12 protein-coding genes are annotated in these 14,975 nt (G+C 57.9%); 3 read left to right on the forward strand and 9 right to left on the reverse strand.

The features are described 5' to 3' along the window. The 6 genes from ACODTZ_RS05120 to ACODTZ_RS05145 all read right to left on the reverse strand — a co-directional run bounded on the left by ACODTZ_RS05120 (window position 1) and on the right by ACODTZ_RS05145 (window position 7,769). Window positions 1–1,011: a phosphate acetyltransferase gene (locus ACODTZ_RS05120; RefSeq protein ID WP_489024214.1), complete on the reverse strand. Its 1,011-nt coding sequence runs from the start codon at window positions 1,009–1,011 to the stop codon at window positions 1–3. A 16-nt stretch (window positions 1,012–1,027) separates the two neighbouring features. Further along, the gene (locus ACODTZ_RS05125; protein WP_489024216.1) at window positions 1,028–3,277 is read right to left on the reverse strand and encodes a DUF3141 domain-containing protein; all 2,250 of its coding nucleotides are present in this window, start codon (window positions 3,275–3,277) and stop codon (window positions 1,028–1,030) included. Window positions 3,278–3,587: 310 nt separating this feature from the next. Next, the gene (locus tag ACODTZ_RS05130; RefSeq protein ID WP_489024218.1) at window positions 3,588–5,015 is read right to left on the reverse strand and encodes a mannose-1-phosphate guanylyltransferase/mannose-6-phosphate isomerase; all 1,428 of its coding nucleotides are present in this window, start codon (window positions 5,013–5,015) and stop codon (window positions 3,588–3,590) included. 35 nt (window positions 5,016–5,050) lie between these two features. Then, complete coding sequence (locus ACODTZ_RS05135; RefSeq protein WP_489024220.1) at window positions 5,051–6,475, reverse strand: phosphomannomutase; 1,425 nt, start codon at window positions 6,473–6,475, stop codon at window positions 5,051–5,053. Between the two features lie 52 nt (window positions 6,476–6,527). Next, a complete protein-coding gene (locus tag ACODTZ_RS05140; RefSeq protein ID WP_348531773.1) occupies window positions 6,528–6,839 on the reverse strand; it encodes an exopolysaccharide production repressor protein in 312 nt (103 codons plus the stop codon). 75 nt (window positions 6,840–6,914) lie between these two features. Next, on the reverse strand, window positions 6,915–7,769 hold the full coding sequence (locus ACODTZ_RS05145; protein ID WP_489024222.1) for a glycoside hydrolase family 16 protein: 855 nt from the start codon (window positions 7,767–7,769) through the stop codon (window positions 6,915–6,917). Window positions 7,770–7,975: 206 nt separating this feature from the next. Here ACODTZ_RS05145 and ACODTZ_RS05150 point away from each other — a divergent pair, with 206 nt between their 5' ends. Both ACODTZ_RS05150 and ACODTZ_RS05155 read left to right on the forward strand, forming a co-directional pair. Beyond that, window positions 7,976–9,418 carry a hypothetical protein gene (locus ACODTZ_RS05150; RefSeq protein ID WP_489024223.1) on the forward strand — a complete coding sequence of 481 codons (1,443 nt, stop codon included), beginning with the start codon at window positions 7,976–7,978 and terminating at the stop codon, window positions 9,416–9,418. Between the two features lie 170 nt (window positions 9,419–9,588). Next, a complete protein-coding gene (locus tag ACODTZ_RS05155) occupies window positions 9,589–10,617 on the forward strand; it encodes a glycosyltransferase family 2 protein (protein ID WP_112981107.1) in 1,029 nt (342 codons plus the stop codon). A gap of 298 nt (window positions 10,618–10,915) precedes the next feature. On the opposite strand, the gene ACODTZ_RS05160 is transcribed toward ACODTZ_RS05155, so the two are convergent. The 3 genes from ACODTZ_RS05160 to ACODTZ_RS05170 all read right to left on the reverse strand — a co-directional run bounded on the left by ACODTZ_RS05160 (window position 10,916) and on the right by ACODTZ_RS05170 (window position 13,832). Next, entirely contained in the window at window positions 10,916–11,209 is a 294-nt protein-coding gene (locus tag ACODTZ_RS05160; protein ID WP_489024224.1) for a hypothetical protein, read from the reverse strand. A 140-nt stretch (window positions 11,210–11,349) separates the two neighbouring features. After that, a complete protein-coding gene (locus ACODTZ_RS05165; protein WP_489024226.1) occupies window positions 11,350–12,675 on the reverse strand; it encodes a polysaccharide biosynthesis/export family protein in 1,326 nt (441 codons plus the stop codon). Between the two features lie 44 nt (window positions 12,676–12,719). Then, window positions 12,720–13,832, reverse strand: coding sequence for a glycosyltransferase (locus tag ACODTZ_RS05170; protein WP_489024228.1), 1,113 nt, complete (start codon window positions 13,830–13,832; stop codon window positions 12,720–12,722). A 285-nt stretch (window positions 13,833–14,117) separates the two neighbouring features. On the opposite strand from ACODTZ_RS05170, the gene ACODTZ_RS05175 reads away from it, so the two are divergent. After that, complete coding sequence (locus ACODTZ_RS05175; protein WP_489024230.1) at window positions 14,118–14,849, forward strand: sugar transferase; 732 nt, start codon at window positions 14,118–14,120, stop codon at window positions 14,847–14,849. Window positions 14,850–14,975 lie beyond the last annotated feature (126 nt).

Consider the following 14,975-nt stretch of genomic DNA (forward strand, 5'->3'; position numbering starts at 1 on the left):
TCAACCGCCCTGTATCTGCGCCGCCTGACGACGCGCTTCCGCGAGCAACACGCCGACGGCGCAGGAAGCGAGACGCGTGCGCACCGAATCCGCCCGCGACGTCAGGATGATCGGCACACGCGCGCCAAGGACGAGGCCAGCTGCATCCGCCCGCGCCATGAAGGTCAGGTTCTTGGCCAGCATGTTGCCAGCCTCGAGATTGGGTACGACGAGGATTTCGGCGTGGCCGGCAACCGGAGAGCGGATGCCCTTTATTCTCGCGGCCTCCGGATCGATCGCATTGTCGAAGGCAAGTGGCCCGTCCAGAACGCCCCCCGTTATCTGTCCGCGTTCCGCCATCTTGCACAGCGCGGCAGCCTCGATCGTCGACGGAATCTTCGACGTCACCGTCTCGACGGCCGAAAGGATCGCCACGCGCGGGGTGCCGAGCCCGATCTGGGTGAAGAGGTCGATCGCGTTCTGGATAATATCGCGCTTGGCATCGAGATCCGGCGCGATGTTGATGGCGGCGTCGGTGATGAAGAGCGTTTCCGAATGGCCGGGCACATCCATCACGAAAACATGGCTGATCCGCCGCGCGGTTCTGAGCCCCGTCGCCGATGACGTCACGGCCCGCAAAAGCTCATCCGTATGCAGGCTTCCCTTCATCAGAAGATCACCACCGCCTTCCCGGATGATCTCCACTGCCTTGGCGGCAGCCGCATCACTGTGAGGAGCGTCGAGCAGTTCGAACGGCGAGATGTCGAGATCATGCGCCTTGGCGACGCCGCGTATTTTCTCGGCCGGGCCGACAAGGACCGGGCATATCAGCCCGACCTCGGCCGCTTCGACAGCGCCACGCAGCGATGTCTCATCGCAAGGGTGGGCAACGAGTGTCCTCATCGCGGGAACCTGCTTGGCCTTCGCGATGAGCCGCTCGTACTTCTCATGCCGGCCGGCGTCGCCAACGTTTTCCAAGTTCGACATTTGCACATGCTCCATGCTGGAAGGCGCGTTCAAACCCTGGGCCATTCGATAATTCGGTCGATTACGTCACACGGCGGATGGCCTTCACCGACGCCGTCTTTGCTGGTGGCGCAGAGGGGGCGGTGATCGGCTCCTCGGAAACGTCGAAGATGTCGATGATCCTCAGCCAACGCCGCTCGGCCTCACCGGTCAGGGCACCACGCGCGTGCAAGACCTCGCGCAGCGAGGACAGCGCTTGCCGGCGCAGCCCTTCCTCAGATGGCAACAGCCTGGCAATGGCGTTAACGGCCGCCTCCTCGTTGATGACAAGCATCAGGAACTGGTCGCGGATCAAAGCCTTGAACTCCGCCAGCGTCATCGGGGGCATCCCGTCTTCGACGCGCCGCATCCGGCGGATCGCCGCAAACCCGCGCTCGTCGGCAGCACCATTGGCCATGGCCACGTAAAGCAGACTGCGCGCCAAGCCTTCGCGAAGGCCTCCTCGGTCCATCTGTGCCTTTAGTTCCTCGATCCTCTCCTGAAGGACGCGCGCATGCAACGCTGTCTTGCTTGCCCGCCGCTGTGGCCTGGTGTCCGAACTGTCGATACCGACCGCGGCCTGCAGGAACGGCGATCCATAAACAGACAGGAACATCGCCTCGCTCAGCATCTCCACGCCTTGCCGCCATGCTTCCAACCCCTCGACGATCTGGCGCGACACTGCCTGCTCGATTGCCAGGAAGGGATTGCCTGATGCGACGGGGCGGCGCTCTTCGGCCACCTCGGCGGCGAGATCCGCAATCGGCGCCATCAACGGATTGACGTCCGAGAACACCTCGTATTGCAGCCGCAGCGGATGCATCTCGCGAAGGCTGCGGCTCGCCCAATCCGGCACCATGGCGCGCACGACGGGTTGCAGGAAAGCGCGATAGAGCGACAGGTTGATCTCGGAGAGCTTCGCGACGGTGGCAAAGCGCCGGTCGTCCTCCGGGCCATTGCATCCGAGCGCGCGGATATCATCCAGCGTCCGCGCCTCGCAGCGCATGATCCAATCGCCCTCGACGAGGTCTCCGCCGACGGTTTCATCAGTCTTCGCTTCGAAAATCGCCTCGTACAACCCGGGCGGCAGTGCGTCGATGAGGTCGATATTGCTGGAGAATTCGCCGTGTTCCTTGCGGGCAACGCTTGCGGACACGAAGATCCCGAGATGGCCGATCGTTTCGTGCACGGTATAGACGATCGTCTGCCCGTGCGAGCGTATCTCGTTCACATCGTCGTAGAGGTCCAAAATCCAGCCGAGCGCTTGAGCAGGCGGGGTGACATTGTCACCCTTCGAGCAGAAAACGACGATCGGCGCACGAATATTGCGAAGATCGATCGCCTCCCCATTCGATGCCTCGATACGGCCAGCAGCAAGATTGTTGCCGACGAAGAGCTCATCCACAATGAACTGGATCTCTTCGGCATTGAGACTGACATGACCGCCCCACCATTGCTCGAAGCCGAGATAGCGCGGTGCCTCGGTGTCGATCTTCGAATACAGATTATACTGCTTGGTCCAGAGCGTATTGGCCGGGTTCTGGTTTTCGAAATTCTGCACGAGCCAGGCACCGTCGAACACTCCGTGGCCGAGATCGCTCGTGAGCGCGGTCAGCCATGTGCCGCCGAGCAGCCCTCCCGTATAGCGCATAGCATACTTGCCGCGCTCGCCCGCCCAGTAAGACAGCGGCGCTCCGGCAATGATGATCGAGCCGAAGAGTTCGGGCCGCATCGCGGCCAGCATCATCACGGCCCAACCGGCCTGGCAGTTGCCGATGACGCAGGGCTTGGCGTCGGCCTGTGGATGCAGCGCAATGACTTTCTCAAGAAAGACTGCTTCAGCCAGCGCGATGTCTTCGATCGTCTGACCTGCAACCGGCTCCGGAAGGAAGCCAATGAAATAGCAGGGGTGCCCGGCTTTCAGCGCAACGCCGATCTCGCTATCGGCCTTGAACCCGCCTATCCCCGGCCCGTGCCCGGCGCGCGGGTCGACCACGACGAAGGGGCGGCGCAGATCGTCGACCGTCATGCCCTCGCGCGGAAGGATGCGGACCAGCGCGTAGTTGACGGGTCGCTCCAATGTGCGCCCATCCAACACGAGCTCGGGCGTGAAATTGAGCACATGCGGCGCGTTCGCTTTGGCATGTTCGCGATACTGAGTGCCGCGCTGTCGCATGACATCCCAAAACAGAACGGAGCGTTGCGCCGCATCCAACGCGTAGTCGAAAGCAAGCCCGGCAGGACCGAACTGAGCGCCGAAATCTGGTATGGGGAGATGGGAAGAATACCGCATGCCGAATCTCCTGGTTCATCGCTTATGGCGATCATTCAAAGACCTAATGCAGCTCTGAGATTATCCTCGTTCTGCATCCGCTCTATGAATGCGCCCCGCCTGTCGCAGGGCACTCAGTTATCTCGCAGATGCAGCATAGGCAGACGGGGCAGTCCGACCAACGTATCTTACGGTAGCATACGTATGTTTTCGACGGGCGGGTGAACGAATGTCGGCGGCAACGCTGCCATCGCGCGAAAAGAGCAGCAGCTGGCAGGGCGCTGCCGGCTCTTCCCAAAGAGCACACGCAAATCAGGCGTCGGGCTCTTTTTCAACTTCTGCCGAACTCGTCGACGATACGGATGATGTCATCTTCGCCGAGATAGGAGCCGGTCTGGACTTCGATGAGTTCGAGCAGGATCTTGCCCGGGTTGGCCAAGCGATGGACTTCGCCCAGCGGGATGTAGACCGATTCGTTCTCGCGCAGCATCTGCACGTTCTCGCCGATCGTCACTTCCGCCGTGCCCTTGACGACGATCCAGTGCTCGGAGCGGTGGTGGTGCTTCTGCAGCGACAGCTTCTTGCCCGGCGTGACGAAGATGCGCTTCACCTGGAAGCGGTCGCCGTTGAAGATCGAGGTGTAGCCGCCCCAGGGGCGGTAGGAGGTCGGGTGTGTCTCGGTGAGCTTGGTTGTCGCCGGCTTGGAGGCCAGCATCTTGACGATGGCGCCGACGTCCTGGCTGTCCTTGAGGTGGCCGACATAGACGGCATCCTCGCTGGCGATGACGGCGACGTCGTCCATGCCGTTGACCGCCAGATGCACGCCGTGCGTCATGACCAGCGAGTTGCGGGTGTTGACGACCGTGGTGTTTTCGGCGGCGACATTGCCCTTTTCGTCAGGATTGCCGCTTTTCCAGATCGCATCCCAGCTGCCGAGATCCGACCACGTGAAGGGCGAGGGAACGACGGCTGCGTTCTTGGTCTTTTCCATGACGGCGTAGTCGATCGAGATATCGGGGCTTTCTGCGAAAGCCGCCTTGTCGAGACGGATGAAGTCCAGATCCTTGACGCCCTTGATGACCGCTTCGCCGGCGGCCTTGAGGACATCGGGGGCGAAGGTCGTCATTTCGCTGAGCAGCTTGGCGACAGGGAACATGAACATGCCGGAGTTCCAGTAGAAGCCGCCCGATGCCAGCATCTCCTCGGCTTTTTCAAGCGGTGGCTTCTCGATGAAGCGCTTGACCGTCAGCGCGCCGCTCGGGAGTGCCTCGCCGCCCTCGATGTAGCCATAGCCGGTTGCCGGTTCCGTCGGCTTGATGCCGAAGGTGACGAGCTTGCCTGCGGATGCGGCGGCGATCGCGGCGCGCACCGCGTCGAAATAGACTTGATCGGCATCGATCTCGTGGTCCGAAGCCAGCACATGCATGATCGCGCTCTCGCCGAAGCGGTCACGCACCAGCGCGCCGGCGGCGGCAACGGCGGCGGCCGTGTTGCGGGCCATCGGCTCCAGAAGGATGCTCGACAGCGTCATGTCGAGTTCGCGGGCCTGCTCGGCGACGAGGAAGCGGAACTCTTCGTTGGTGATGACGATCGCCGGTTCATAGAGCGTCTTGTCGGAGACGCGCAGCAGCGTTTCCTGGAACAGCGTCGTATCGCCGATGAAACGGATGAACTGCTTGGGGGCGGCGGCGCGCGACAGCGGCCACAGGCGCGTGCCCTTGCCGCCTGCCATGATTACCGGAACGATCTTCTGCGTCATCTGCATTGGTCCTCGAAATGGTCTTTAATCGTTGATCAGTTTGCGCTTGCCCAGGCGCGGATGCGCCCGAGGCCGGCTGCAAGAAGGTCGGTGGCAGCGCTCTCCGTCTCCGCTTCCACGTAGCAGCGCATCTCCGGCGCATTGCCCGAGGGACGGAAGTGGATGATGCGCTTGTCGGCAAGCGTCACGCGCAGGCCGTCAATATCGCTGGTGCTGCCGACTTCTCCAATCGGCTGCAGGAAGTCGGAGAGATTGGCGGGGCTCGCGCGCAGATGCGCCATCAGCTTCGCGCTGGTCTCGACCGGGAAGTTCTCAAGCCGGTCGGCGGCGGCGAAGGGGAGCGCATAGCCGGATGCGATTGAAGACAGCGGGCGCTTGTTTGCGGCCGCCTGCGCCAGTGTCGCCAACATCGGCAGGAAGCAATCGCGGGTCGGCAGCGCCAGCAGCGTCGTGCCATTGAGCTCGAAATCGCTCGCCACCAGCGTGCCGCCATTGGCCTCGAAGCCGACGACGCCGGTCTTGCGTAATGCCAGCGCCTCCTGCATCCCTAATATCACGAAGGGCGATCCGACACGGGTGCGGATGACGCTGAACGATCCTGATGCTTCGATGCCGGAGTTGGAGGTCACCGGTGTCACCACGGCGTCCGCGCCGAGGAAGTTGGCGGCGATCAGGCCGAGAAGGTCACCGCGCAGCGGGGTGCCTGTCTCGTCGGTCACCAGCGGCCGGTCGCCATCGCCATCGGCAGACACGATGGCGTCGAGGCCATGATCGCGTGCAGCCTGCTTCAAAAGTGCAATGGTCTCTTCCGAGACGGCTTCTGTATCGACGGGAATGAAGTGTTCGGAGCGCGCGAACGCCTTGACCTCGGCGCCGAAGTGCTCGAGCAGATCGACCATGAGATCGCGGGCGACCGTGCTGTGCTGGTAGACGCCGACCTTCAGGCCGGCAAGCGCATTGGCGGGCAGCAGGCTGGCGTTGCGCTCCGTGAAGAGGTCGAGGCACTCGGCGGCCCGATCCTCGGCCTGCCGGTCACCCAGCGGCCATTCGAAGCCGGTGCGGTCGAGATCGGCGGCGGCGGCCGTGATGGCGGCTTCGTCGGCCTTGTCGATCTCGCCGTTCGGCCGATAGAACTTGATGCCGTTGCGATCGGCCGGGATATGGGAGCCGGTGATCATCAGCGAGGCGGCGCCGAGATGCAGGCCGTAGAGCGCCAGCGCCGGCGTCGGGACCGTGCCGCAGTCGATCATCGCAAAGCCGAGCTTGCCGAGCGCCTTGATGCAGTCGGCTGATATCTCAGGGCTGGAATCACGAAAGTCGCGGCCGACGAGAATGGGATCACCCGCTTTTGCCCGGCCGCTTTCAAGCAGATAGCGACCAAACGCCGTAGCATAGAGCGCCGATGCCCGGCCCTTCAGATCCTCGGAAAGGCCTCGAAGCCCGCTTGTCCCAAATTTCATTCTGAATAAGCCCAACCGAAATATCTGTGCGCCTGAAACGTCCTGTTCCTTCTCATCTCTCGCTGCGCTCTTTCCATACCAAGTATAGTACCCCACCAAAATATCCGACCTGTATAAGGACGATACAGATCAGTCCGTAGTATATCGTCGTCGCGATACTCCGATAATGAAGATAACAAATCAGGCAGAATGCAACGGTCGTAAGCAGCATCCTGATATAGACCGCAGGTGCACGCATCAGGGACACAAACCGGCGGATCGCCGTTTCGCTTTCCTGTGTGGACTGTTGCTCTTCCCCGCGAGCCTGTGACGAGCCGGATGAAGAGTGCGGCTCGGCGGTCGACGCCGAAAAAGGAGTTTGCATATCGATCTTCCAATCTATTTGCGTGAGCGCGGTCTGGCACTGCAGCGATGTGTGCTGCAGCTTTTCCAGCTTTCCTTACTTCGAGGGCGGGAGGCCGGGTTCGCATCCTTCCGCCGGCCCGGCTCCTCTTCCATAAACATGAACGTAGTCGACAAGTAGCGTTGACGGGTTTGGCGTCTTGTCGATTGGCCAGCCGCTACCCAAGGCGAGATTGACGAGAGGATACATCGCGCTGTCCAACTCGGGAGGCGCGGGATATTGCCAGACCTTCTTCCGATCGAAAAAGAAGGTCAGGTTCCGCGGCGAGATATCGACGCCGAAGGTATGGAAGTCATCGATCAGGCTGCCGTCGGGGACAGACACGATGTGGCCATCACCACGGTTTTTCGCCTGGTCGCGAAACCAGACATGGACCACCGAGTGATACTCCGATGTCGCGCGGCCATAATATTCGATCACATCGATCTCGACCTTTCCGTCCATGGCGCTCGCCGGGCGAAGAGGAATGAGCCAGAATGCCGGCCAAGTTCCGGGCCCCGGCGGCATCTTCATTCTCACCTCAAAGTAGCCGTAACGCGTGCCGACGCCCGCGCCCGTCGCATCGGCGGCGGCAATCAAACCCGATGTCCACTTGCCGGTGGAATCCTTCGCAGCAGTAATGGCGAGCACGCCATCGCGAACCCTGAAAGGTCCGTTGGGACCGGGATTCGCGAACTGTGCATCACCGAAATCGCCGCCCCACGGCGTATGCGCAATCCACCGTGCGGGACCGATACGATCGACGGCTATGCTTTCGTCGTCAAACTCTTCCATCATCACGGGTTTGAGTTCGCAAGCATCGAGTGCCTCGTTTGCACGCGCGTTTATGCAGAGCAAAGAGCCGCCAAAAATAAATAAACTAAGAAGAATACGGGAACGCGCAGTAATCATGCGAATGACCTTGTCGGAAAACTTACGCGGAAAACGCCGGCCGCACTGTCTCATGATGAAGTTGCCGTTGATGAAATTTCAGCTTTCATCCCAGAATAATATGGTTTATTTTGCACTGCAATATAATAATATATTTTTGGATTACTACAGATAATACGCATGACGATCGCGACTAAGAGCAAAATACGGCATGGAGTAATTGGTCGGTGAGCGTAGAACCAATCGGCGTTATTACCGTTTTCATTGGCCTTATTTGCCTATTCTACGGCTACAGGGCTACCGCGATCATCTTCGTCGTAATGACGGTATTCGGTTCCGCGGCAGCGTTCATAGCCGGCGCTGCCAGTATTCAGCCCGCGCACTTGTTTCTAATGTTTCTCGTCCTCTCCGTGCTTCCATGGCGGTTCAACGTGGGTGTCGCGTTGCGCGGCCTAAGATTTGCTCAACCTGGCTTCTGGCTTGCGTGCCTCGTCCTGTATGGCGCCATTTCGGGGTTCTTCATGCCCAGGCTGCTTGCGGGCGCCACGCAGATCATACCTGTCGGCAGTTCCGAGTATCCTGAAACGGGCGGAACAGTGCCTTTGGGACCTTTGTCGAGCAACTTCACGCAGACCGTTTACCTCACCGCAGACCTTGTTTGCTTCCTCACTGTCTTGGCAGTGGCCTCCACGAAACGGGGATTTTACGCCATCGTTACCGGCCTCATCGCGTATGCGTCGATGAACGCGGTCTTCGCGATGCTTGACCTTGTCACCGGCGCAACCGGCACGGCAGACCTGCTCGCCTTCATGAGGAATGCCCAGTATGCATTTCATGACAAAGAATCCATAGCGGGCCTAAAGCGCATAGTGGGTTCGTTCCCAGAGGCGTCCGCCTTCGCCGGAATGACGCTTGGAGCGCTTGGGTTCACCGCGACAATGTGGATTTGTGGCAGGCAGGCTCGATGGACGGGCTATCTTGCACTGCTGTCGCTTGTGCTCATTCTTCTTTCAACATCCTCGACGGGACTGGTTGCGACGCCGGTATGCATGGCAATCCTATACGTCACGGCGATCGCACGTTGTGGGGTCGGCAGGGACAGGCGCAACAGCACGCTCGTCGTCCTACTCGCGCCGCAGCTGTTCATTCTGGCGGGGATCATTGTGGTATTGAACAGCGGCCTTTTCGACACTCTCTATCACTACGTCGATCTTTTGATCCTCAGCAAGTCGACAACCTCCTCCGGTGTGGAGCGCGCCTCTTGGAACGCCTATGGAATCCAGAATTTTCTGGACTCATGGGGCATGGGCGTCGGCCTGGGCACGTCGCGGACTTCAAGCTTTCCGATCGCACTGCTGTCGAATGTCGGCCTACCCGGCACCTTATTCTTTGTCCTCTTTGCCTTCTGCGCGATCGGCCGAAAACGCGGCGTCGAACGAACGGCAGACGCCGACGTGCGGCTTGCCGCTCGCAACGGATGCCTGTTTCTCCTGATCGGGGCGACGGTCGCAGGCGCGATGGTCGATCTTGGGCTGCTATTTTTTATTCTGGCAGCCCTTGCATGTTCGGAGCCTGAAAATGAGTACACGCTGCCACTTGGCGGCTGGAAAAAGAGCACCACTGCCGGAAGGAAGCAAGACCTGGCAGCCATGCATGCAAGAGCGAATTAAATCTACAGCCCAGAATAGCAAAAGCACCATTTCGAGTTTGCTTTCGCATGAAATCACTTCGGAAAAAAGTCGAAAAAAATAGAGTATTTTTTCTATCATAAATAGTAGATTTAAATGGCGTTATTTGGCATATTGCATTGCAATATATATCCTGGAAGACCGGGGCGACCATGAAAGAAAATCAGCCATTCTTGAGCGTCGTGATAACATGCTTTAATTACGAGCTTTACATAAAGCAGTGTATTGAAAGTGTACTTGAACAAAAATCAATGGACGTTGAGGTAATCGTTGTAGATGACGGCTCTACGGATCGATCCTGGCAACGTATTGGCGAATTCCAGGACAAGGTAACCGCCTTTCGAACCGAAAACCGTGGCGCGCTCAGAAGCTCGCTGTTTGGTCTTTCGCGGGCAAAGGGCAAGTTTGTCTACTTCCTTGACGCGGACGACCTGCTTCAGCCTGACGCCCTTAGGATTATCGTGCCGCACCTGCGCCCGGATGTATCGAAGATACAATTCATGCTCGTGCCCATCAACAAGGATGGGCGGCAGATCGGCGAGCCGTTTCCCAAGCTCAACGCACTGGATGAATCGAAGTCGCTGATACGCTCCATACGCAAACGCGGATATTACAATACACCTCCGACGTCCGGTAATATCTATCGTCGCGACGTTTACGAAAATCTGGGCGATTTGAGTTACGAACGAGGGATCGATGGGGTTCCCTACTTGCTCGCTCCGTTTGTTGGCAATGTCATATCGATCAACGAGCCGCTCGGAAAATACAGAATTCACAATTCCAATGCCTCATCGTTCTCGACACTTACAAGCGATCGCATGAGAGGTTACGCGGATCGCTTCGTCGGCCGGCTGAAGCATCTTTCCGAGTTGATTGATGCCCGCGGATTGGGCGCGAAGTTACAGGTTCGAGAAGACTACGCCTATGTATTGGAAATGCGAATACTGGCTGCGGTTGCGCTGGGGCAGAGGCCACGCTGGGGCCTGGTCCACCGCTATATTCAGGCGGTCTGGCGTGAGCACGCCAGCATGGTGCGCCGGCTGGCGTTCACTGGCTTTGCTGTCGCTCTTTTTGTAACCCCCGATTGGGGCCGCCGCCAACTGGCGCAAATTCGGCTCAATCCTGCACGCTTTTGGCGCGTAAGATCTCGATTGAAGAAAGCGCTGCCGGTTCTGAAGTGACGTGGCTTGCCGTGAATGCCAAGCTCATGAAACGCAAGAGCGCTACCCGCTGAAGGCCGGGAGCCAATTGCCAAATTTGTTTCCGGAGGCACCGCGTAAATTCACAATGCTGTTCAGGCTAATTCGCTCTCCTACTTGGCGCGTGGGCTGAGAGCCGCCGGCAAAATTGCGACTTCGCAGGCGCTTCTTTGTCTTTGGGTGCGACTATTCCATGGGCGACCGAGGCCAACGGACGACTATCGTTCAAATTAGCATCGTAAGCTGGTAAACCGACGTCTCCGCCCAAATCGCCGACTAGCTATTCTGACGGATATCTTGAGGTGATTTTAGCTGAAGGCTGTTTGTCTTCGCGAGAGGAACGCCGCACATAAACCATGTAAAACAGGCAATGGGCGAAGACGTAACCGGCCTCCAGTGCAGCAGCGTAGGCTAATCCCCACAGCACCGAAGAACCGAGCGAGTCACCCAGCCCATGGCTGGTAACGGCAAAGACGACGACCACCAAGGCAACGATAAGTGTGAAAATCAACACAGGCAATCGCACGGCGCATACTGCGCCAATAATAAATGCGATCACGATCGCCAATGGCATCTAGTACAGCCTCCGACAGCCTCATGGATAACAAATCACACGTATCGTTATCGACCATCAAAGGGTTCGTCGCAAGTAGTCTACACTGAAAATTCGAGCAGCTGCCGATCTGTTACGCAGCGAGATGAGCTACACACGCGCTAACCGTTTCCACCGGTGGAAGTCTCCTTTCGCGGCCGCTCAACGGTCAGGACATCGCCAGGAACGATCAGATCGTTGGCATCGACGGTGAGATTGTGAACGACGCCATTCTCGTTGCGATTGACAGTCATGACAAAATCGGACGGATGTTCACCTTCTACGGCCGCGATCGCGGCCGGTGCGCGCGCCTCCAGATTGTTGATAAGCGATTGCGCTGTCTTCGCTTTTTCAGCGTTCGCGATCAACTGGTCACGCAAATTCGTCGCTTCCGTCAACGAGGCAACGCGGTAACGATTATACACTTCCTTGGTGTCTTGATCGAACTTCGTGATGTCCTGCTGAGTCTTAAGGGTCGCGAGCGCGACATCGAGATTGCGTCCCTCGAGTTCCGCCAGATTCTGGTTGGCGGCCAATTCTCGCGAAGAGACGGTAAGCCCCTGCGCAATGAGCTTATTGACCGAACCGACATCCTTATTCGCAAGCTCTATCTGTTTCGAAAGAGAATCCGCCTTTGATTTGAGCGATTCGACCTGATTTAGAGCCAGAACCCTTGCCTGACTTAGCGCATCGAGCTCTGCTTGCATCGAACTCAGCTGGGTGTCCAGAAGTGCTTGCTGGTCCGTCATCATGCGGGCCACGACGGGATCGGTCCCCAGCTTTGTCAGCTCCGGGGGGAAAGCCACCGATGCAGCGTTGGCGAGTGCGGCTTCTACCCTTGCTTGCCTGGCAAGCAAACCCAACCGCTCTTCGGCAAGCGTCCGGACATCTCCCCTGCTGATAAGCGCGTCGCGTTGAATGCTGATTACGTTCGAGTCCATCGGGCCAACGCCTCCGGCCATGCTCAAAGCCTGAACAACTGTGAGTCCCGGAATGTAATTGTATTTTCCGGGCTGCCCGACCAACCCGTTTACAAAGAAAGGCCGATACGCAACGACTTCCACGGAAGCGTTAGGCCGCTTCTGCAGGCCGACTTGCGACTGAAGCTTTTCGCCGATCTCGTCGGCAACCTGTTCGAGGGTCTTGCCGGCCGCGGGTACTGCTCCAATGATCGGCAGCGAGAGATTACCCCCCGGAGATATGACGAACTCGCCTGTCAATGGCACCCATTCGAAGGCCGTGCCAGTCGTGGGACGCCATTCGAACACCCGGATTTTCAAAGTGTCCTGGACGCCGAGAACATAGCCTTCCGCCAGAGCCAGATTCGGATGCAACGCGGCGCCCATCATCATGGCAAACATCAACGGAACGAGCTTCCGAAATTGCCGAGCGAGACGCATCGCAGCGGCACATCCTTCGCCTGAAAGCGCTATAAGATTTAGGCGCATCTCATACTCCGAGCATTGTTCATCCGCTAACGACCGATCGGCGCTCAGCTCGCCTGCGCCAACAGCAAACTGCCGCCCATAGCTTTGCTGACATAGGCACTGAACCTGTCCACGAACACATCTGTCCTAAATTGAGCAGCCCTGAAAACAGCGTCATTGGGGTCGAAGTCGACTTTCTGCCACCGCTCTACCGCATCGATAATGGCATCGACGGTTTGCTCTTCGAAGAATAGGCCCGTCTTTTGGGAGACGACGGTCTCGGTTGCGCCTCCGCGACCATAGGCAATAACCGGTCGGCCACTCGCCATTGCCTCCAGAGGTACAATTCCAAAATCTTCTTCGCCCGGGAAGATCAATGCCTTGCAACGCGCATAGTGATGCTTGAGCACGTCAAACGGTTGCGCGCCGAGAATTGTGACGTTCGGACCCGCGATCTTTCTCAGGTGGCCGAGCATTTCCCCGCCACCGATGACAACGAGCTTTGCCCCCAAACGATTGAAGGCTTCAACCGCAAGGTCGGGCCGCTTGTAGCCAACCAATTCGCCGACCATCAGGAAATAGTCATCGAGCTCCCGACGAGGAACCGGGCTGAATGCCTGCGTGTCAACCGGGGGATGAATAATCTCGGCGTCCCGGCGATAATAGCTCTTGATCCTGTGGGCAACCGTTGCCGAATTGGCGATAAAACCGTCCACGCGGTTGGATGTCGCGACATCCCATGTCCGCAGATAATGCGCCATCGGCGGCATCATCATTCGGGTCAGCAAACCGGAGCTTTCATAGTACCTGTTATACATGTTCCAAATGTAGCGCATCGGCGAATGGCAATAGCAAATATGCATTGCCGGCGATGTGGGAATAATGCCCTTCGCCGGCCCGGATTCACTGCTGATGACAAGATCGTAGCCGCTAAGATCGAGCTGCTCCAACGCCATCGGCATCAACGGCAAGTAGCGCTTGTACATTTTCGTCGCCAACGGAAGGCGGCCGATGAATGTCGTATGAATCCTATGCTTGTTTATCGTGTCGGAAATGGCCGCCGGATCATAGGCATGCGTATAGATATCAGCCTCAGGAAACATGCGGCATAGAGATTCCAGAACTTTCTCGCCGCCACGCATTCCAACCAACCAGTAGTGAATGATCGCTACACGCATAAGATGCTCCACGTACAAAACAACAGGGCAACAGGTCACCCTCAAGGGCTCAAAATGCACAGTCCGAATCCAATACCAAGAAGTGATATTGGATTTAATATCTCAGATATATTTCATATCGAGATATCTATACTAAATATATTCATCATACCGCGCTGCACTCTTATATAGTGCGACGCAATAAAAGCATTGTCAAATCGTTTACTAGTTGTTAATTTAAATATGCCTGACAGTCTGAATTTTTGCATGTTCGTTTGAAATTGCTATTCTTACGGGGGTTATCCGATGCGAGAAGTCGATCTAAAAATCGATCTTAATCGTAACTTTGATAGACGGACTGGAATAAACCGAAGCTCGGAACGCTTCACTCGCAGCGCCAAGCTGTCGAGGGGTATCGGCCGCACCTTGTCCGGCTGGATAAAGCGCGGATTGGATTTTGTACTGGCGTCCCTTGGACTGATCCTCCTCAGCCCGATGATCGCCATGGTTGTTGTTGTTCTGCTCGTGGCGCAAGGCCGCCCGATCTTCATCAGCCAGAAGCGCATCGGCAAGGACGGGGTTCTCTTTCCCTGTTTGAAATTCAGGTCGATGGTCAACAACGCTTCCGAGGCACTTTCCCTACACCTCGCGTCGAACCCGCATCTGCGGGCGGAATGGAATGCGACCAGAAAACTTCAGGACGATCCTCGCGTAACGCCACTCGGGCGCTTCTTGCGCAAGAGCAGCGTTGATGAGATTCCGCAGCTTCTGAACGTTCTGTGTGGTCAGATGAGTCTGGTGGGGCCGCGTCCGATCGTTGCAGGCGAAGTCGAATTGTACGGCCCCCATTTCGGCCACTACACAATGGTGCGACCCGGAATGACGGGCTTGTGGCAGATCAGCGGACGCAGCGATACCAGCTACGGCACCCGCGTGGATTTGGACGTGCAATATGTTTCCGAGAGGTCGACGTGGGGCGATATCGTCATCATGCTCAAAACCATCCCCGCCGTCCTTCAGACACGCGGAAGCTACTGAGCAATATCTGCCGCAACGTTTCAGCGTTAATCGAAAAGCTTGCAGCCCCGCCGGAATGACGACGATGGGCGGTCGGCGGCACGGCCGCCGGTACGCTTTCGCGAGGCGGGCTCAGGGGCGGAAGTC

This window comes from Rhizobium sp. FG113, assembly GCF_057809895.1.